General features: G+C 45.8%; 25 protein-coding genes. 21 read left to right on the top strand and 4 right to left on the bottom strand.

What is annotated here, in order from left to right:
* Window position 1: 1 nt before the first annotated feature.
* The 20 genes from MHH89_RS19005 (at window position 2) to MHH89_RS18910 (ending at window position 13,241) form a co-directional block, all read left to right on the top strand.
* On the top strand, window positions 2–472 hold the full coding sequence (locus tag MHH89_RS19005; RefSeq protein WP_036681245.1) for a phage tail tube protein: 471 nt from the start codon (window positions 2–4) through the stop codon (window positions 470–472).
* Between the two features lie 126 nt (window positions 473–598).
* Window positions 599–1,021 carry a phage tail assembly chaperone gene (locus MHH89_RS19000; protein ID WP_076129761.1) on the top strand — a complete coding sequence of 141 codons (423 nt, stop codon included), beginning with the start codon at window positions 599–601 and terminating at the stop codon, window positions 1,019–1,021.
* A 194-nt stretch (window positions 1,022–1,215) separates the two neighbouring features.
* On the top strand, window positions 1,216–3,159 hold the full coding sequence (locus tag MHH89_RS18995; RefSeq protein WP_076310306.1) for a hypothetical protein: 1,944 nt from the start codon (window positions 1,216–1,218) through the stop codon (window positions 3,157–3,159).
* Window position 3,160: 1 nt separating this feature from the next.
* Entirely contained in the window at window positions 3,161–3,913 is a 753-nt protein-coding gene (locus MHH89_RS18990; RefSeq protein WP_076310307.1) for a LysM peptidoglycan-binding domain-containing protein, read from the top strand.
* A 9-nt stretch (window positions 3,914–3,922) separates the two neighbouring features.
* A complete protein-coding gene (locus tag MHH89_RS18985) occupies window positions 3,923–4,885 on the top strand; it encodes an XkdQ/YqbQ family protein (protein WP_076099867.1) in 963 nt (320 codons plus the stop codon).
* A gap of 5 nt (window positions 4,886–4,890) precedes the next feature.
* The gene (locus MHH89_RS18980) at window positions 4,891–5,187 is read left to right on the top strand and encodes a DUF2577 domain-containing protein (protein WP_076099903.1); all 297 of its coding nucleotides are present in this window, start codon (window positions 4,891–4,893) and stop codon (window positions 5,185–5,187) included.
* Entirely contained in the window at window positions 5,184–5,615 is a 432-nt protein-coding gene (locus tag MHH89_RS18975) for a DUF2634 domain-containing protein (RefSeq protein ID WP_076186586.1), read from the top strand. The genes MHH89_RS18980 and MHH89_RS18975 overlap by 4 nt, the downstream gene beginning before the upstream one ends.
* On the top strand, window positions 5,608–6,666 hold the full coding sequence (locus tag MHH89_RS18970; protein WP_076310308.1) for a baseplate J/gp47 family protein: 1,059 nt from the start codon (window positions 5,608–5,610) through the stop codon (window positions 6,664–6,666). The genes MHH89_RS18975 and MHH89_RS18970 overlap by 8 nt, the downstream gene beginning before the upstream one ends.
* 1 nt (window position 6,667) lies before the next feature.
* Window positions 6,668–7,081: a phosphoglucomutase gene (locus MHH89_RS18965; RefSeq protein ID WP_076310309.1), complete on the top strand. Its 414-nt coding sequence runs from the start codon at window positions 6,668–6,670 to the stop codon at window positions 7,079–7,081.
* Window position 7,082: 1 nt separating this feature from the next.
* Entirely contained in the window at window positions 7,083–8,105 is a 1,023-nt protein-coding gene (locus MHH89_RS18960; RefSeq protein ID WP_076310310.1) for a DUF2793 domain-containing protein, read from the top strand.
* Between the two features lie 11 nt (window positions 8,106–8,116).
* On the top strand, window positions 8,117–8,452 hold the full coding sequence (locus MHH89_RS18955) for a hyaluronate lyase N-terminal domain-containing protein (RefSeq protein WP_076129768.1): 336 nt from the start codon (window positions 8,117–8,119) through the stop codon (window positions 8,450–8,452).
* Between the two features lie 3 nt (window positions 8,453–8,455).
* On the top strand, window positions 8,456–9,067 hold the full coding sequence (locus MHH89_RS18950; RefSeq protein WP_076310311.1) for a putative phage tail protein: 612 nt from the start codon (window positions 8,456–8,458) through the stop codon (window positions 9,065–9,067).
* Window positions 9,068–9,078: 11 nt separating this feature from the next.
* Window positions 9,079–10,614, top strand: coding sequence for a hypothetical protein (locus MHH89_RS18945; RefSeq protein WP_076310312.1), 1,536 nt, complete (start codon window positions 9,079–9,081; stop codon window positions 10,612–10,614).
* Window positions 10,615–10,634: 20 nt separating this feature from the next.
* Window positions 10,635–11,078: an XkdW family protein gene (locus tag MHH89_RS18940; protein WP_076220617.1), complete on the top strand. Its 444-nt coding sequence runs from the start codon at window positions 10,635–10,637 to the stop codon at window positions 11,076–11,078.
* A gap of 25 nt (window positions 11,079–11,103) precedes the next feature.
* The gene (locus MHH89_RS18935; protein ID WP_076186574.1) at window positions 11,104–11,322 is read left to right on the top strand and encodes a hypothetical protein; all 219 of its coding nucleotides are present in this window, start codon (window positions 11,104–11,106) and stop codon (window positions 11,320–11,322) included.
* 94 nt (window positions 11,323–11,416) lie between these two features.
* Window positions 11,417–11,698 carry a hypothetical protein gene (locus MHH89_RS18930; RefSeq protein WP_036681272.1) on the top strand — a complete coding sequence of 94 codons (282 nt, stop codon included), beginning with the start codon at window positions 11,417–11,419 and terminating at the stop codon, window positions 11,696–11,698.
* Between the two features lie 2 nt (window positions 11,699–11,700).
* On the top strand, window positions 11,701–11,901 hold the full coding sequence (locus tag MHH89_RS18925; RefSeq protein WP_036681274.1) for a hypothetical protein: 201 nt from the start codon (window positions 11,701–11,703) through the stop codon (window positions 11,899–11,901).
* The gene (locus tag MHH89_RS18920) at window positions 11,894–12,283 is read left to right on the top strand and encodes a hypothetical protein (protein WP_076310313.1); all 390 of its coding nucleotides are present in this window, start codon (window positions 11,894–11,896) and stop codon (window positions 12,281–12,283) included. Before MHH89_RS18925 ends, MHH89_RS18920 begins: the two co-directional genes overlap by 8 nt.
* Complete coding sequence (locus MHH89_RS18915; protein ID WP_312150497.1) at window positions 12,255–12,947, top strand: M15 family metallopeptidase; 693 nt, start codon at window positions 12,255–12,257, stop codon at window positions 12,945–12,947. The genes MHH89_RS18920 and MHH89_RS18915 overlap by 29 nt, the downstream gene beginning before the upstream one ends.
* A 12-nt stretch (window positions 12,948–12,959) precedes the next feature.
* Entirely contained in the window at window positions 12,960–13,241 is a 282-nt protein-coding gene (locus MHH89_RS18910) for a holin (protein WP_076280160.1), read from the top strand.
* Between the two features lie 103 nt (window positions 13,242–13,344).
* Here the strand turns inward: MHH89_RS18910 and MHH89_RS18905 are convergent, their stop codons facing one another.
* The 4 genes from MHH89_RS18905 to MHH89_RS18890 form a co-directional block, all read right to left on the bottom strand.
* Window positions 13,345–14,655: an MBL fold metallo-hydrolase gene (locus tag MHH89_RS18905; protein ID WP_339281458.1), complete on the bottom strand. Its 1,311-nt coding sequence runs from the start codon at window positions 14,653–14,655 to the stop codon at window positions 13,345–13,347.
* Entirely contained in the window at window positions 14,652–16,331 is a 1,680-nt protein-coding gene (locus tag MHH89_RS18900; RefSeq protein WP_076277830.1) for an ABC transporter permease, read from the bottom strand. Before MHH89_RS18900 ends, MHH89_RS18905 begins: the two co-directional genes overlap by 4 nt.
* A 5-nt stretch (window positions 16,332–16,336) precedes the next feature.
* Window positions 16,337–17,416 (bottom strand): ABC transporter substrate-binding protein, encoded by a 1,080-nt coding sequence (locus MHH89_RS18895; RefSeq protein ID WP_076303181.1) that lies wholly within the window; start codon window positions 17,414–17,416, stop codon window positions 16,337–16,339.
* A gap of 90 nt (window positions 17,417–17,506) precedes the next feature.
* Window positions 17,507–18,475, bottom strand: a complete 969-nt coding sequence (locus MHH89_RS18890; protein WP_076219057.1) for an ABC transporter ATP-binding protein — start codon at window positions 18,473–18,475, stop codon at window positions 17,507–17,509.
* A 165-nt stretch (window positions 18,476–18,640) separates the two neighbouring features.
* Here MHH89_RS18890 and MHH89_RS18885 point away from each other — a divergent pair, with 165 nt between their 5' ends.
* Complete coding sequence (locus MHH89_RS18885; protein ID WP_076129777.1) at window positions 18,641–19,534, top strand: LysR family transcriptional regulator; 894 nt, start codon at window positions 18,641–18,643, stop codon at window positions 19,532–19,534.
* Window positions 19,535–19,626: the final 92 nt, after the last annotated feature.

Raw genomic sequence — 19,626 nt, 5'->3', positions numbered from 1 at the left:
GATGGCATTTTTAAAAGCTAGTGATACGATTTCCGGCCAGGAGGGCCGTGCTTATGCTGTGATTGGTACGCAAACCGAAGAGATGTTCTATGTGAAAACTCTTGAAGCTACAGTAGAAAAAACAAAGGCAGAGGTGAAAACACTGGGCCGCCGGGGTGTTCAGCATAAAGCGACTGGATGGTCGGGCAGCGGTTCGATGACGATTTTTTATATGACTAGTCGTTTCCGCCAGATGATGCTCGATTATATGAATACGGGTGTTGATCAGTACTTCGATATTGAGGTTACGAACGAAGATCCATCGTCCAGCGTGGGAGCACAACGTATTATTTTAAAAGGCGTGAACCTTGATAGTGTCATCATGGCCTCACTCGATACAGAGTCAGACGCTCTGGAAGAAGAAGTTAGCTTTACCTTTGAAGATGTGCAGATTGTGCAAGCTTTTGGTGCTCCGGCAGGTTCCGGGCTTTAATTAAGACAACTAGATAGATTGGAGCAAGCAAGACCCGAACGTAGAATGAGCGGCGGGTCTCTTCTCTGTCTATTGGCAGCTAGTAGCAGGAGAAGTATCTAAATAAATAATTCTAGGAGGAAGACAATGAGCGAATTAAGTTTATTTTTTGCCCAAAATGTAGCATGTGACACGACCGAGGAGTTTGTAGTATCCCAGCGTTTTAAGGATAAGGAAGGAAATGCGGTAGCTTGGAAGCTGCGCAGTATGACTGAGGATGAGAATCAGGAATGCCGCAAGGCCGCAACCCGTAAAGTCAAAGGTAAAAACGGAGTGTATACCTCCGAAATTGAGCCTAACGATTATATGGCGAAGCTGATGACCTCAAGTGTAGTGCATCCGGATCTGAAAAATGCTGAATTGCAGCGTTCTTATGGCGTACTTGGCGCTGAGACACTGCTGCGTAAAATGCTGCTACCAGGTGAATTCGCGGCGTTGGGTGAGCGGGTGCAGGCCTTAAATGGTTTTGGCACGGACATGAACGAGCTGGTGGATGAAGTAAAAAACTAATCAACGAGGGCGATAGTGAAGCCAATTTTGCTTATTACGCCCTCCATGAGCTGCACATTTTACCCCATGAGCTGATGAAGCTGTCTTCCCGCGAACGCGCCGCAATATATGCGATGATTGCTGTTCGTGTGGAGAAGGAGAAGCGGGATCAGGCACGGAGTAAGGCGAGGAAGAGATAGTTAGGGGGTGAGAGAATGAAGATAGACGCATCTAAAGCCGTAATGCTACCGATGAAATCTCTGGGAATTTGGAAGAGTGTTAATAAACAATGTGTTCGTGTGAACAGCAATCTGGATATCGTTAATCGATTGGTCAAGGGAGTGCAGGTAGTTGTTAAGCGGTCAAGCGATGAGATGAGCCGTTCTCTGAATCTAGTGAACCAATCTTTGCAGGATATCAATGATACGCTGCTTGAAGGCTTTAAGAGACTTCCTCCTAAGGTCATAGTTACCAGAGATATAGTTATCGAGCAAAGCCAACAAGCAGGGCAATCACAACAGTTAGCGCTTCGAACATTAAATAGCTCCCCAAGTGTGCAAAAAGGTAAGGCTGAAGAAGAAGAGGCGAAAAAGGTAGAGTGGTGGAAAGGGCTAAAAGCGAAGGAGAAAAAGAAAGAAGAGGAGAAAAAGCCGGAGGTTAAGGCTGATCCGGTCCCCAAGCCCAAAATTAATCTGAAAAAGGAACCTCCGGTTCCACCATCCCCACCAACTCCTGACTCGAGAATTATGAAGTTTCTCAAGACAGTTGATGTGGTAAAGCCATTTAATGCCGTGAAGTCTTTTGGGGAGAAAGCTGTAAAAGCTGCGGCACAACCAGGAGATATCGCTGACTGGAATAAGCTGAATGACAATACAGATGCTGCACTTGGGAAAATCGGTGAGAAAGCAATGGGAGCCTTGAGGCCAGTGATGGATACTTTGAACGAGGCGCTGACTTCAAACCAATTTATGCCGATTATAGATGCTATGGCTAACGGCTTTCTGATCATTGCTAATGTGATTGGCATGGTAGTGGATGGCTTATTATGGTTGGTTGGAGTGGTGCAGGAGAACTGGTCTTGGATTAAACCGATTCTTGAAGCGATAGCCATTGTCTATCTCGTAGCTATGATCGTACAAGTGGCTCTACTTGTTGCAGCCGCTTATCAGCTTGCAGCAGCATGGTTGGTAGTAAACTGGCCTATTTTAGTGGTTATCGCTGTTATAGCTGTTCTTATTTATATTTTTCAAATGTTAGGTATTTCTGCGGGGGATGTCGTTGGAGCTATAGTGGGAGCATTTGGATGGTTAAGCGCAGTGATGGATAACATTTGGATTTTTATACAGAATGCAGCTATCTCTGCATGGGATTATATAGTGAATAAATTTCATGAAGCGGTCAATTTTATGAAGCAGCTGCTATATGATTTGGGTATGGGTGCCCTTAATGTTCTTTACAATATGACAGTTGGAGCAGAGGGCTTTGCCGGGGGATTCATGAAGGTAATGGCAAAAGCAATCAATTGGGTACTAGACAAATTCAATTCCATGATTGAGGCTTTAAGTCATATTCCATTCTTCGACGAATTGGGGATAAGTGAACTAAAAGTTGAGAGGAAGGAGCCGGAAATTCCTCATGCGGCAAGCGATATGATCGATAAATACCGGCAAAATTTTAAGGCGTTTGCTCCTACCGCTGATAATTTTCCAGAGCAAAAGACTGCTAAGATCGAGTACGTTAATCTTGAAGATAGTTTTAATAGCGCCAGTCAAAAAGGAAAGAATGCCACGAACAAGTTGATGGACAAAGGGCGCGATGCTACTGAAAAAGTGAAGGATATGTTGAATCCGATCAGCAGTACAAAAGCACTGGATTCAACAGGTCTACTAGCTACTCAGGGCAATAATCTGAACACCGTCAACCGTGTGAACGAGCTCGGCTCCATCAACGACACCGTAGACATCTCCAGTGATGATCTGAAAATGCTGCGCGAGCTGGCCGAGATTCAGGCGATCCAGAATTTTGTGGAGCTTACGCCGACGGTGCAGGTGACGACCGGGAATATTAACAATGCCGGAGACATTGATACGATTATCAACAAGATCGGGCAAAAGCTGAACGAGGAGTTTGTCTCTACGGCGCAGGGGGTGTATACGTAACGTGGAAGAGTACGGGATTTTTTTGGGTTTTAATAATCAGGAGGATGCAATTCGGCTGCCAGTCAATCCAGAGACCTTGGAAATCAAGGAGAGTGGGGATGGAAAAAGCTATACCATTATCGATCTGGGTGAGATCAATACGATTGCTTATCCAAAGCTTACGGAGATCACAATTGAAAGTATTTTCCCGGCACAAAGGTATCCGTTCGTATTGGTGCAAGAGGATGGACTGAAAAGGCCTTTTGAATATGTGGAGCTTATTAAGAAATGGATGACGAGTCGTCGGCCCATTCGGTTTGTGTTCTCCGGTGTGAGGTATCCCGATGATACGAAAAAGGATGAAAAGAAGTTAAACAAACCGCAGAAATGGCTAGAGGAATCTTCAATTAGTGAGGATAGATCTTTAGAAATTGATTTTGCTGTGAATATGGCTATGAGCATTGAAGGTTTCACTTGGAAGCTTAGTGCGGGTACGTCAGGGGATATTGAATATTCGTTATCTCTCAAAAAATACGTATTCTATCAGGCGGTAGCTGTGAAGGTTGTCAAAGGTGAAGTGAAGGCGGAACAGAAGCGGGCCAATGAAAAAGCAAAGCCTACTACCTATACCTTAAAAGCTGGAGACAGTCTATGGAGTATCGCTCAAAAAAAACTAGGAGATGGCTCGAAGTACAAAGCCATTCAAAAGCTTAATGGCATTCCGGATAGTGAGCTGAAAAAGCTGCCCATCGGTAAAGTCATCAAGCTGCCGTAGGAGGGTGTTATGGAACTGCTAGTGAAGAATAAAGAAGGGAATCTATGGGATATTTCTGGCATCGTCTCAGATATTTCTTGGAAAACCGCACGGTCAGGTAAACCGTCAACGCTAGAGTTAACGCTTGTGGATAGCGGAATCTATCAGCTCCCCAAGTTCGGGATCAGCAACGGTGATATTATTCAGTTCAGTAAAGATAATGTAGATGTATTTTACGGATTTGTGTTCAGCATTGATACGGGCTCGGATCAGGAGATTAAGCTGACTGCCTATGATCAGATTCGTTATTTGCTGGGCAATGGTAGTTATGTTTTGCAGGATGTTACGGCTAGTGATGTGATCAAGAAAATAACAACGGACTACGGATTAAAGACAGGTGTGCTGGAGGAGACAGAGTACCGGATTCCTTCTTTAATTGAAGATGACAAAAAGCTGTTGGACATCATTATGGGAGCCATCGGCAGTGAGCTTCAGTATAAGGGGCGGTTGATGGCTTTCTACGATGATTTTGGGAAGCTGACGCTGCGTAAACCGGATTCTATGCTGCTTAACCTGGTGCTCGGAGCGGGTCATTATCTGTACGATTATTCGCTCAAAAAAAGTATTGATGACGATACGTACAACACGATTTTTCTGTACAAGGATAACGAGGCATCGGGCAAACGCGATTTCTATCCGGTTAGTGACAAGGACAATGTGAAACGCTGGGGTATCCTGCACTTGTATCAGAAGGCTGATGACAAAGCGAATGCTGCCCAAATTCAGGAGAAGGCAAACAATTTACTGAAAATGCACAACCGCGAAAAGCTCAGTCTCTCCGTACAGGCGATTGGTGATATGCGTGTAAGAGCAGGCAATTTCATTTATGTCCTATTGGATGAATTCGAGACTCAATTGTTTCTGGTAGACCAATGCAGCCATAAGATTTCTGGAGGGGAGCATACCATGTCCCTCGATATTAAGGTGGTGTAGAAATGATGTTAGATATTATTAAAAAAGCAAGTCTAGGAGCCGTGGGGAGTACAAATCCCGTGGCTTTTTCTTATGGAACGGTAACGGAGGCAGCTCCTTTGCAGATCCAGGTGGATCAGCGGTTTATTTTATCGGGGAATGCGTTAGTGCTGCCTGAATCGGTAATGGAAAGCAAGATCGACATCGAGGGCAAAGAAGTAATACTTCGGCGAGGACTAGCGAGTGGGGACCGCGTATTAATGGTTCGAATGCAGGGCGGACAAAGCTACATTGTTCTGGATCGGCTGGTGAGCCCGATATGATCCCTGCGATTGGAAAAGCTGGACCGATAACGGCCCTGCTTGAGGGGGAGGTCAACCTTGAGCGTGGGGAAAGTCCTAGTCTTACGTACCGGATGGATTGGGAGAGAAAAAGAATTACAGGCCAAACGGATGGACTAGAAGCTGTACAACAGGCGGCGGCTAAAATATTGCGAACCGATCGGTTTGAACATCTGATTTACAGTTCTGATTACGGAACAGAGTGGCGGTTGGTGCTTGGTAGGGACCGGCTGCTGGTTAGAGCTGAAATCAGACGTATCGTTAGTGAGGCACTACTTCAGGATGAACGAATCCTTAGTTTAGAGAATATTGTTGTTTCGTTTACCGGAGATAATCTAACTTTTGACTGTAAGGTCGTCACACGTTACGGAAATTTTCAGCTGAGAAAGGAGTGGAATGAGGATGTATGAGGATCAGACGTATGAGGCTCTTTTGGAGCGGATGTTGGACCGGATTCCATCAGGATTGGATAAACGCGAGGGCAGCATCATTTATGACGCGTTGGCTCCAGCAGCTGCTGAGTTGGCACAGATGTATATTGAGCTGGATGTGAATAATAATCTGTATTTTGCAGATACGGCTACCGGAGAGTACTTAGAGCGAAGTATCTCCTGGTCAGGCATTGTAAGGCGTGAAGCTAGCAAGGCGCAGCTGAAAGGGATTTTTTATAAGGCGGATGGAGGATTGTTAGATGTTCCACTCGGCAGCCGCTTCTCACTCGAAATGCTGAATTATACGGCTGTGGAGAAGTTATCTCCTGGAGTGTATCGCTTGGAAAGTGAAACCGCTGGAGAAGAAGGAAATCGATATTTTGGCTCTTTACTGCCAGTGGATTATATTTCAGACCTAGCGCGCGGAGAAATAGCTTCTCTTCTGATCCCTGGGGAGGACATTGAAACGGATGATGCACTACGCCAGCGTTATTTGGATTCAGCCAGACGCCCAGCTACTAGCGGAAATAAATATCACTATATGGAGTGGGCACTGCAAGTTCCGGGTGTGGGAGGCGCACGTGTTTTTCCATTATGGAAAGGTCCTAAAACTGTGAAGGTGATTATTGTGGACGCCGAAAAAAAACCAGCATCCGAGCTGTTGGCGGCTCAGGTGCAGCAATACATTGATCCGGTCTCAGGAGAGGGTGAGGGACAAGCACCGGTAGGGGCTGTTGTGACCGTGGCGCCGGCTGCGGGCAAAAACATCAGTATAAGCGCCAAGGTAACCCTTGCTTCTGGCTATGCTCTGCAAGCTGTAAACCAAGGCTTTCAGGTGATGCTTGAGAAATATCGCAAGGAGAAGGCTTTTTCAGCAACCTATATCAGTCAGTCTGTCATCGGGGCATTATTGCTTGCTACTGAAGGAGTTGCGGATTACACAGAGCTGAAGTTGAACAGAGGAGCGGGCAATGTGATGTTGAACGAAGAAGAAGTACCGTTGTTCGGCAACGTTCTACTGGAGGTGTAGCATGAGTTATCCAGAGCAAATTGATATTTTTCAAGAAAAACTTAATAAAAAAGCAAACGGTAGCAGTTATGTTATCGAAGAGAGATTACCGCTTGTAAATGGTGTTTATAGTGGTCTTCTAGCGCATGACAATATTAATAATCAGACCATTGCGGTGTACACAGGGTCACAGTATTCCGGGATCGAGCTACGCAATTTCACTGTGTCTTTTCCGGATGAGGTGCCCTGGCGGCGGTTGATTAAGATTTTTGCCGATGTGCCTGAGGTATATGTGACTTACGAAACTCCCGGCGATACGGTTGAAGCAGAGGATATTAACGGTTTGCAGGTGAGTCTTACTGCTGTCCAGACTGAAATAGAGCGTTATAAGAACAAGGGCCAGATTGACGGAGGATCATTTAGAAGAGAGGTGTAAAATGGCACAGACCATACAAATAAAGCGGGGTACAAAGGCTGAGCTAACGAGTTATGGCGTGTTGAAGGCAGGCGAGCTTGGTTTTTGCAGTGATACTAAGGAAGTTTATATTGGTGACGGCACGTCCAATTCCATGGTCGGCAGGGCGCTGTCAGGGCCAGAAGCTTCGCGTCCGGTTGCAGGATCCGTTGGTCGTTTGTATTACGTGACTACGGGTTCGAATAGCGGATATTTATATTTTGATGATGGGGCAGCTTGGCGGCGGGTGAATGCGCAGAAGCTTACCGATCTGACAGGTACAATTGATGATATCGCTGATGGAGCAACCTATGCGAAGGTGCTTAAAGCGGATATTAGTGCGGGACATATCAATAAAGTATCGGATGGCACAAGCGTAAAGACTGCCGCTGAGATCAAGACTCACATTGATGATGTGGCCAAGCACCGGACAATCAATGATACAGGGACTACGATTACAGACTTGTGGTCTGCACAAAAGATTAAAAATGAAATTGAGCTGGCTAAGCATAACATCGAACCGCAAGCGTCGGTAAAAGACCAGAACCTGCTGGCTCCACCTGCCAGTCCGGTTGAGGGGGATCGATATATTATTCCAGCAGGGGCAACCGGGGCATGGGCGGGCAAAACGAATCAAATTGTTGAATACCAATCTGCCGCTTGGGTATTTTATGTTCCTGCCGTCGGTTGGACCGCTTACGTCGATGATGAGCAGAAGATTTATAGCTGGAACGGCAGCGCATGGGTACGTACCGGTGGTGCACTACAGACCATTACAGCCGGGAGCGGGCTGATTGGTGGTGGTCAAGCCGATGCTGTGACGCTGAACATTGGTGCGGGTATTGGTATCACGGTCACTACAGACGCGATTGCGGTTACCGCTGGAAAAGGAATCACCGTAGATGCAGCCGGTGTAGCTGTAAGTGTGGATGGAAGCAGTATCGTTTATGATGCTGCGAATGGCAATAGACTTACCGTAGCCAGTATTGATGGCGGAACATTCTAGGGGGCGGGACAATGGCTCTAAAAACATTGATTCAAATACGCCGCGGCTTGGAAAGCGCCATTGGAACGCTGGCTATTGGTGAGCTTGGGTATTGTACAGACAGTGGCAAGCTGTACATTGGTTCTGCCGCTGGTAATGTCTTGCTGGTAGCCGCGCAGAGTACCGGGGATATGCTGAAAAGCATTTACGATACGAATAACAATGGCAAGGTGGATTTTGCGCAACAAGCGGATAGTGTAGCTTGGGCGGGGGTAGCAGGTAAACCAGTGGTATTTCCTCCGGCGGCGCATACACATGATTATTTGCCCAAAGGCCCCCTAACCTGGAATCAACTGAAGGGGGTGTAGAGGATGAGTTACGGCAGCTCTTTATACAGCGAATTGCAATATTCCGCAGATAAAGATTCGAGCCATCCGGGTGAAGTCGAGGCGCCTGATCTAATGCAGTATTTGCCGGACTATTATAAGGATGTCCGCGAAATGGAGAAGCTTCAGGAGACCATCGGGCTAGAAATTGGTGGACTGAAGCTGGGCACTATAGACGTACTGGATCAGGCTTTTGTTGAAACGGCAACGGTGAGCCTTGAACGATGGGAAGCTGAGCTTGGACTAAATATCGATTCATCTAAGTCATATGCCACACGCCGAGAGATGATTAAGGCAAAGCTGCGTGGAAATGGGACGACCACACCTGAGATGATTCAGCGGACGGCGTCAGCTTTTTCAGGTGGAGTGGTTGAAGTAAAGGAAGTGCCTGAGGAGTACCGTTTTGAGATTCATTTTGTGAGTACACTGGGGATTCCTCCAAATATGGCAGGGTTGATTCAAATCATCGAAGAGATTAAACCTGCGCATTTAGCTTATGAATTTGTGTTCAGCTATACCTGGTGGGACTCTGTTAAGGCTTTGACTTGGGAGAGTGCTCACAGTAAAACATGGAACGAATTAAGAACTTATAGATAGGAGAGTGACATATGCAAACCACAGGAAATTTGGGCTTAAAGAAGCCAGAGGGAACAGATATCGTTGATATTGCCGATCTGAACGGGAATATGGACATTTTGGACAATGCCGTTAATGGCAAGGTCGATAAAGTAACAGGCAAACAGCTATCTACGAACGACTACACCGCAGCTGAGAAAACGAAGCTGGCGGGGATTGCGACGGGAGCGAATAATTATGTGCATCCTAATCACACGGGGGATGTTATAAGTACTGGTGACGGGGGGACCGCAATTGCGGCTGGGGTGATTGTAAACGCCGATGTTAATGCTTCAGCCGGAATTGAGGCTTCGAAGATTGGAACGGGAGTGGTCTCTAATGCAGAGTTTGGGTACTTGGATGGGGTGACTAGTGGGATTCAGGGGCAGCTGAATGGTAAGGCGCCGTTGGTTACTACGCCTCAGCAGACGACAGCGGATATTACGTACTACGTACGGACGGACGGGAATGATAATAATACGGGATTGGTGAATACGGCGGGTGGGGCATTTAGGACTATACAAAAGGCGATTAACAGTATTTCTAAACATGTTCTTCATAGTGTCACTATCAATGTCGCTGCCGGTACGTACGCCGAAGATATCTCTTTTGCAGATATGAGTGGTGGCACCGAAGTATGGCTTAACGGCGGAACAAGCTACGAGACGGCCGCAAACTTCAAGGTTAAGAGTATGACCTTTTATGGTGTTAGTAATCAAGTAGTTGTAACTGGATTCATTGCAACTTCTACAACGAGAGTCGGATTTCTTATTAATAACTCGATATTTATTCAGATGCTATATTGCCGTATATCAGCAGATGGCAAGACAAACTCCGTTGGAGGATTCGAGGCCAGTAACCATTCTGGTTTGCGACTTTACGGCTGTGAAGCTTCTAATCGTACTGCAGGCATCGTCAGTAACCAAGGATCAACGGTAATATCCAGAAATAGTTTTGGGACCTCAAATAATATTGGACTTTCAGCATACGACGGTGGCACAATAACAAAAAAAGACGGTCAGCCCGCAGGCACAACAAATGAACAGATTGACGCAGGTATCATAACTTGGGGTGTACTTAACCCGTGGGGAGATAACACGATTGATACACGCCCCTTTGCAGCAATGTATATGGATGCCGGTGGCGATGTACCTTTAACTGCCGGTGTAGATAAAAAACTTATTTTTAACGGTGTGCACATGAGTCAGAAGGGAGTAGCTGAACCTTCACAAGGCGGTTTCTATGCGCCCGAGAGAGGGATTTATGAATTATCTGTTCGGGTTGGATTTGGGATTACGACGAGTGTTACAAGCGGTGTTGCAACTAAGATCTATATAAACGGAGTTCTAAACTGTACATTGAGCGAGGGGGCTATCACAACTGCACTTATGGGCTGTACCCTTAATGGTAATACTACCTTGGTTTTAAATCCAGGAGACCGTGTTCATATCTATGCCGTTGCTCTTCACAATTCAAATGTTTCATGGGCTTCTCAGTACACATATGCCACTCTTGCGAGAGTTGCATAACTAATGGAGGTGACTAAAATATGGATTTAATGAAGAACTTGCTATTTCTATTTCCGGATAGTCAGTTGGGAGTCGATTTCACTTTGAGAGACGACGGCCCAATAGTAAATTATCTTAAAGAACCTTTGCTTACGAAGCATATACAGACGCCTGGTGAGACTACGGAAGAGGCAGATTGGATAGAAGGCGTACATTATATACTTCGTCCAGCACACCTCGCAGAGTTAGAAGAGGGCGTAGATTATGAAATAGAGGAACGTGGCCCATACATCGCAGCTTGGAACCTAGATGTCCCACAACCAACGGAAGAAGAACTCGAAGCCGCGTGGGAAGCATATCTAGAAGCAGAAGCTAACAAACCACCAGAATTAAGCGAATTCGAGCAACTCCGTGCTGAAAATACTACTTTGCAAGACAGGCTTCAAGATGTCGAAGTCATTATGGCTGAATTACTCAGCATATAAACCCAAAAGGAGGTGAGTTGTAATCATGACAATGGATTCATTGACAGCCGCCAAACTCCGCTTGATGGCCAATGCCTGCATCACTCGTTTTGATCGTGAGGAGGGTCCGATAGAGAATATCATTTCTTCCTATAACATGCAGCCGGATAATGAGATTTTGGTTAAGGATCAGATTATCGAGAAACGATCAGATATTCATTTTGCTGAAAACGATTCGACTGAGCAAGCTTCATCAGCCAAATAATTAGCACGCATCCACACAGGAGCGTGTTTTTTTGTGCCCTCGGTGGTGCCGGGGGCTATTACGCATCAACATCATTACAGAAAGGAGCAGACGAATGGGCGAAGGGGATATTGCGCAATTGGAGAAGCTGCTGCCGCTGGCAGATAAGTATGGGCTGGCTTATATTGTTGCTTTCATTTTGATGATCGTACTGATGGTGTTATTGCGTGCGATTGTCAAAGGGAACCTTGTACCGCGAGAAATGCTGGACCGGGCAGAGGAGGATCGGGATCGTCTGCAAGCGATTTTGGATAAGGAGCGCTCGGAGTTTATGCAGCCCACACTGGACGTCTTAAAGAAACTGAAGATTGACCATACGGAAGACAGGGGGAGTTAGGAATGCTGTCACAATGGATTCGGCGGCTGCTTCTCCCCCGGCATGTCGATAAAGAGATGGAGCTCCGCAGAGCCTCTACCAGCGTTACACTGACCATAAGTCATTATAAAAATGTCTCGCAGGAAATTCAGGAGGAGATTGATCGTAACCGGTTCGCCAAATATTTAGTTTATGATCGAGGGGATCATGATGCACATGATTGAATTTTTATTATTGGTGCTATATGGCACTACTACGGCCTGCGGAATATACATTATTCATCGCCACAGGCAATATTTTTACGAAAGATTCCAAAAAGGTGTGGTCAGCGTTTTTATGCTGGCTATGCTTTTTTTCTTATTGGCTTATACATTCAATATGCTTATCGTTCTACTATTCCGTTTGGCAGAATTACTAGGAGTGGACATGGCAACATGGCTGACTTGGCTTCATTATAGCTGGGCTATTGCCCAATTCGGTACAACTGGTGGAATTATCATATTAGCGATACTGACACGTTCCGGGAAATACGACCAATTTATTTATCTGAAAAAGATAGACAGAAAAGAGGAACATCATGCTGACATTAACTCAGGTGAAAAATAAATCAGCCCAACGCCTAACAGGCCTACATCCCGTAGTTCGTTCCGCTGCTACTGCGCTTATCGAGCGGTGTTACAAACTCAATATCTCCATTCTCATTACGCAGGGACTGCGCACGATAGCTGAACAGGATGCTTTATATGCACAAGGCCGCACCAAGCCCGGAGCAATTGTTACCAATGCACGTGGCGGATATAGCTATCACAATTTTGGATTGGCTGTAGATTTTGCTCTTTTGCTGCCGAATGGATCTAGTGTGTCTTGGGATATGTGCCGGGATGGTAATAACAACCAAATCGCAGATTGGCAGGAGGTTGTGAAGGAGGCAAAAGGGCTGGGCTTCGAGTGGGGAGGCGACTGGACAAGCTTCAAGGATTACCCCCATTTTCAAATGGCGTTTGGGTTAACACTCACACAGTTACGAGCAGGGACAAAGCCCTCAACATCTGCGGTGGAGTCAGCGTATAAGGTCATCAATCGGAAGGAGGAGGAAGAATTGAAGAGTGATGTTATTGCTGTCGTAAAGGTTAACGGGGTTAAGGTTGCAGATGGAGTGCTTGAAAAAGGCATCACCTACGTCCCTGTACGTGTTATTGCAGAAGCGCTGGGTGCTCAGGTAGGTTATGATTCTGCGACTCGAACGGTTGAGATTATAAGTACCCGCTAAGGAGGGAAAAGGATGGAAACTGGAACAATTTTAGATAATGTTGTGGCATTCGCCTCTATATTAGCAGTATTCGTACTGGCACTGGTTCAGTTGGTCAAAAATAGTATCAACATCCCGCGTAATGCAGTCCCGATTATCGGACTATTGATAGGATTGTTCATCGGCGTAGTAGCGTATCCTTTTACCGAACTAGATTTAGTGCTTCGCCTTTGGGCTGGGGGCCTTGCAGGTTTATCTGCGACGGGGTTGTTTGAGCTAGCTTTTAAGGATCGCCCGGGCACGACGAAAGGGTAAGTGGATAATAGGTACGAATTATAAAAAGGGCTGTTCCAAAAAGTCTGAAAAAGACCTAAGGAAGAGCCCCATTGTTTTTCTCATGATATTACATAAATAAGTTTCAGAATGAAAGCGTGCTGCCGGGTTGTAAAGAATATAGTCCTGTGAAACCTTCTCCTTTTAATATAGAAGCTACTTGGTCGATATGTGGTTTGGGAGCATGGACGAGCACTGTCCGGTGGCTGGGAATCGTTTGGAGCATTTTGCGAATGTCCGGCAAGCCTTGATGGACTTTATAGCGGATAAGTGAGACTGTACAGCGTACGCTGCTAGATTCTCCGATCATAGCTTGCTTAACAAGACGATGTCCAAAGCTTCCCGCCGCTAAATGTCCCGTAAAAATCACATGGTTGTCAGGAGAAACAGAGAGCTGGTGAAAGTATTCTTGCGCTTTTGCCGACTGCATCATCCCGTCATTGGTGAATACGATAGCTCCCTTAAGATTCAACATTGCCTTCGCGCGTTCGTCCGAATTAGATACAACACACAAGTTTTTTCTGTTAAAAAGCGCATTTACGCGCTGAATAGCGTCCTCTTTCAGCCATTCCACCTTGTCGCTTAATGCTCGTAAAGGAGCGACGAGTGCTTCTTCAACGATCAATTGATGATCTGGAAAACATTCATTTGCCCATACGATCAATTCCTGGCTTCTGCCATGGATAGGCACGGGAAGGAGAACAGAACCCCCTTTTTGCAAGGTGTTGTGGATGGCTATCTCTAATTGCTGTAATTTTACAAGCTGCTCATCAGGATCTGCCCCATAAGCGGCATCGATAATGGACAGATCAGCCACATTTTTAGCTTCGGCTTCCATAATTGCTGGTGTGTCTGCCGTGAGCAGCTGCGATTCCTCCGAATAATCCCCCGAGAAAAATACAGTCTTGCCCTCCCATTCTAGGGCCAACCAAACCGAACCTGCTAAATGCCCGCTACGTCCCCATTGAACTCGAAGGTTAGGCGCAAGCGTCAGCCAAGTGTGAGGGGAGACATACTCCTCTAAATACATGAATTGAATAGCTTTTTTATCCGTTTCCTCATAGGGGAGCGGGGCGGATTGAGCCGCCACATATTTATCCCAGGCCTCGAAATAATCAGGAAGCTGTAATGAGGTAGATCTAGTAGTCCATACCTTACCTCTGTATCCGTGTTTATAAAGTAAGGGCAGCGCTATGGAATGATCCTCATGCGCATGAGACAGAAATACTGCCTGCAAATGTGGAATAATATCCGTATCAAGTAGGGGGTATTCACCGGGGCCTTCTTTTTTTACGCCACAATCGAGCAGGATGCCATTTCGTGAATCCTTGCCCTGCAAAAGATAGGAGGAACGGCCATGCTCTCCGGCCCCTCCCCAAATCGTTAGTGTGCTCATTGTTGTCTCCGCTTTCTATCTGGGCTTAAATATTCTAAGACTAATAGTAATAAGGTAGTGATGCCTACAGAGATTACAGCCATGGCCATCCCCATGGCTACCGCACCTTGTTCAAACTGGGCAAAAATATAGGTTGCCGAGGTCTGCATTGAAGGTGGCAGAATGAGTAATGAGGCTACCAGTTCCCGATTAGAAATGGTGAAAGTCATCATCCAGCCAGCCACCATCCCCGGAAGGATGAGGGGAAGCAGGATACGGCGGAACACATACAGCTTACTACCTCCGAATACTTGTCCCGCTTGCATCAGAGAGGAATCGATTTGCCCATAGCTTGCTTTTACATACTGAACAGTATAAGGAAGGAAAAGTACGACATAAGTCAGTACAACCATCCAGTAGGTATTATAGAGCGGGATAGGCATCCAGCGGGCATTCCACAGCAGAATTAGCCCTACTACAATTACAATTCCAGGGACTGTATTTGGAAGCAAGCTGAATAAATCTGTAATTTTCTGCTTGAATGTAGCCCCTTTTCCTACCGTTAAGGCAAACCAAGTCCCGAGAATAACAGCGATACTGGAAGCAACGATAGCTAATGTAAAGCTATTTAATAAGGCCTCTAGTCCTTGCGAACCCGGGGATAACAGCTCTGCATAATGTTTTAAGGTTAGATTGCTCCAGGATACACCTTCTCCCCGAAGCTTCAATAATGAGGCTGTTATGATAGAGAAATAAGGAATGCCGATGGATGCCAGAAGCAATAGAAGAACATAACCCCAGCTAAGAAACCCTACGATTCCTGTACTCTTATAACGTTTAGTACGAGTTCCTTTTCCACCGATCAGACGGTAAGAGTAGCGGCTGCTAATTATAGTTTGGATGTACCACATGACAAGACAAACTCCGAGCAGCAAGGAGGCTAGTGAAGTAGCCTTACCAAAATCAATCGGCCAACTGGAGATATATTTATGGATCTCAGAGGTCAGCACGTAAAAGCCGATCCTGCGGCCAAAGGTCGCAGGGGTACCGAATTCAGCAATTGTTTTGACGAAGATGAGCAGTGCTCCAAGCCCATAGCTAGAGAGCAGTAAAGGAATAATCACTCTTTTAAATCTGTAAAAGAAGGGGGCGCCGTGAACAGAGGCTGCTTCCTCCAGATTGCCCCCGATCTGCAAAAGCGCATTGCGCAGCAGCAGGTACAGGAAGGGAAACAGGTGAAGGCTCATGATCAGCACCATACCCCCATAGCTAAAGAAATATGGTGTCAACACGGAGGAGGAGGGCAGAAACTGCTCCATATACCCACCCGTCTGCATAAACAACATCCAGCCCATAGAACCAATGTAAGGCGGCGTCATAAATGGAATTAACAGCACGACATCCAGCCAGTTGTGGCGCCCTAAGTCGGTTTTTGCCATAATCCAGGCTAGAGGCAGCGCAAACAAAGTAGTTAGCAGAATGACGCTTACCCCAAGCCCGATAGAATTCAGCAGCACCTCTACTAGGTCATTGCTCCCCATAATGGTGCGTAGCGGTGCGGCTATGTCGAGATGCTCCTCTGGATAAATACTGGTCCAGAATATGAGCAGGAGTGGCAGCAGCACGAGCACGGTTAGTATAAATAAAGCCAGTCCACCGCTCACCCATTTAAATGAGCGCAAAGAGTTAGTATTCATTACGCTTATTTAAAAATTTGTGTGAAGGTCGAGGAAACTTCATCGCCGTGCTCATTCATCCATTCCCAATTCACATCAAATGTTTTGATTTCTTCAAGATTGGCACGATTTTCTGCCTTCACGTCAGTTCTGCCTGGCAGCAAATAGGCTTTGGCAACAAGGGCTTGCGCTTCATCGGAGAGCAGGTAGTCGATAAAAGCCTTAGCGTTATCTACATTTGGGCTTGTCTTAATGATCGCAGCCGGACGAGGGCTGATTACAGTTCCTTCAGCAGGGTAGACGATATCCACAGGTTCTCCGTCAGCTTTTGCTTTATAAGCCATGTAATCTACGCCAGCAGCAACGACGGATTTAGCACCGGTAATCACCGGATCAAGTGCCTCTTGATTGGCGCCTGCCATAGCTACTTCATTGCTTTTATATTGTTTGAAAAGATCCCAGCCACTGTCCCCCTTAGCACTTAAATACCCAGTCATGAAATCAAGAGCCGAGCCGGAAAGTGAAGGATCAGGGATATTGACTGCACCCTTCCATTCCGCTTTGCTGAGGTCATCCCAGGAGGTCGGCGGTGAGCTTACTTTTTTGGTATTGTAGACAATACCGAGTGCGGATGCACTGTAACTGAAATAGTTACCTTCATCTATATCTGACCAATCGCTAACCAGCTTGTCTGCATTAATCGCTTCTTTATATGGAAGTAATAATCCGTCGTTTTTCATTCCTTGCATGGACGGAAGAGAGGCGAGGACAACAACATCAACGACCGGGTTGGATTTTTCTGCTTCCATGCGGGCAAGTATTTTTCCTGTAGTGCCTTGGAACATTTCAACCTTAACGCCAGTTTTGGCTTCAAATCCGTCTTTGATTTTATTGGCTAAACCTTCAGGGCCTGCACTGTAAACGACAAGATTGCCGCTTAGTGTCTTTTCTGTTGGTTGTGGGGCTTCGGTTTGCGTCGCCGCCGCAGTATCGGTTTGGTTGTTGCTTGCGTTAGCCGCAGGGGTGTTCGAGGAGCCGCAGCCCACTAAAGTAATACCAAGTGCAGTTGTTAGAAGAAGTGAACTTAACCCTTTTGTCTTTTTCATTTGATTCAATGTTATTGCCTCCCTAATATTGTTGTGTGCATCTTGCTGCATGGAACAGCATCATATAGAGCCATTCCATGCAGTGGACGCTTAATTCAGATGATGGATTTGGTGCTCTGAAGCGTACAGCTGAATCTTTTCCCCTACAGGTAGGCGCCGCTCATGATAAGCGGTCCAAGTCCCATTGTGCTCCATGTCCAGAATGATCTCATAGCGATCCCCCATATAACTCACATGCTGAATAGTCCCTGTAAAAGGAAGAGAGGAAGCATTCTCCTGAGACCAGCGTAAATGTTCTGGACGCAGCATCTGTTTATCCGGAACGATCCAGTTGGATTTACCAATAAAGTGGGCTACAAAAGGATGACTCGGTTTACGATAAATGTCCTCAGGAGATCCACTTTGTAAAATAGTACCACCTTGCATTACAACTACTTCATCTGACATAGACATCGCTTCGGTTTGATCATGCGTCACATACAGGGCTGTAATGCCCATGTTTTTCACCAAGGAGATTAACTCCAGCCTCATTTCATCTCGCAAGACCGCATCCAGCGCACTTAATGGTTCATCGAATAATACAAGCTGAGGGCGCATGACTACGGCTCTGGCAAAAGCAACCCGCTGCTGTTGTCCACCGGACAGCTGATGTGGAAAACGCAGCTCCAGCCCCTCCAGCTTGACCGATCGAAGCGCCTCCTGTACCCGAACCCGTAAATTCTTTTTTTGTTTGGAAGCTCGAAGTCCGAAGGCTACATTCTCGAACACAGTCAGATGCGGCCAGAGGGCGAAATCTTGAAAAACCATGCCAAAGTTACGGCGATGAATGGGGTGGCTAATTCTTTTGCTGCCTGAAAAAATAAACTCATCATCGATCAGAATTTCTCCTGCATCCGGTGTTTCCAGCCCAGCAATCAGACGGAGTAGTGTCGTCTTTCCACAACCTGAAGGACCGAGTAATGTCGTAAAGCTTCCAGCGGGAATCTTCAGATCTGCAGCTTTCAAGGCATGCACATCTCCGAATTTCTTTTCCAATCTGTGGATTGTAATTTCCTTCATTCTATCTACCTGCCTGTTCTTAAGCTTGTTCTTAGTGTAAAGGTAAAGAATTCCCGCTATATTTGCTGAATGTAACTGTGATATTAACTTTTTTGCCGATTTATTTTAACATTCATAGAATTCTTCTATGTTACCGTTTAGGAAAAGGCGAGGGAGTGGAAGAGAATGAACCTTAATCTAATGAAGCTGGAAATTGTAGAACTGCTGAATAAACATAAAAAAATTACCACGGTAGCAGATAAACTCGGACTAAAGCAGCCCACCGTTACGTATCATTTGAAGAATTTAGAGCAGCAATTGGGGGAGAAGTTATTTGAATCCAGAATGGATAAAATGATTCTTACGGAGAGTGGCAAAGCTTTTCTTCATTATGCGATCAAAATCAATGCGCTTGCTGCGGAAGCGGAGCGGGTGGTAAAAGAGTTCAGTCAGGCAGGTCGGGGGACGCTGAAAATTGGCGCCAGTTATGTTCCAGCTACTTATATTCTTCCACAAATATTGGGGCAGTTTGGCGAACAGCATCCGGGGATTACCATTTCTTTATCGGTTAAGCCTTCACCGGTGATCAAAGAAATGCTTGCCAGCCATGAGATTGATCTTGGTATTTTGTCTACGGAATCTTTTTATCTGCCTGATCTGCATACTCAAGCCTTATGTGAGGATGAGCTTGTCCTTGTTTTTGCACCTACACATGATTTTGCCGGATTTTCTAATTTAAACTCGGCGATGATTGCTTCAGCCAGCTTTATTTTACATGACAAGGAATCAAGCACACGCCAGTTGACGGATAAATGGTTTGAACGAGAGGGAAAAGAATCAAAACCGCATATTTTACTCGATTCACTGGAGGCAATTAAGCAATCGCTCATGAGTGGACAACATGTTTCATTTATTTCACGCCTTGCTGTGGAGGACGAGGTAGCCAGAGGAAGATTGCTAATGCGAGCCATTCCGGATTATAATTTTGAAAGACATATTTATTATTCATATAACCGTGATCGCCATTATTCTCCTTTAATTGGGCTGTTCATTGACCAGCTCCGCACAATCCGAATATAAGCATACATAGAGAATATACGATAGAGCCATTATATATATGAAAGAATACATAAAATATAAGGACTGTATAAATTCAGAAATTGGTGTATAAT

The organism is Paenibacillus sp. FSL H7-0323, from assembly GCF_038002725.1.
Classification (GTDB): Bacteria; Bacillota; Bacilli; order Paenibacillales; family Paenibacillaceae; genus Paenibacillus_AQ; species Paenibacillus_AQ odorifer.
This window is presented reverse-complemented; position numbering and strand designations above follow the sequence as displayed.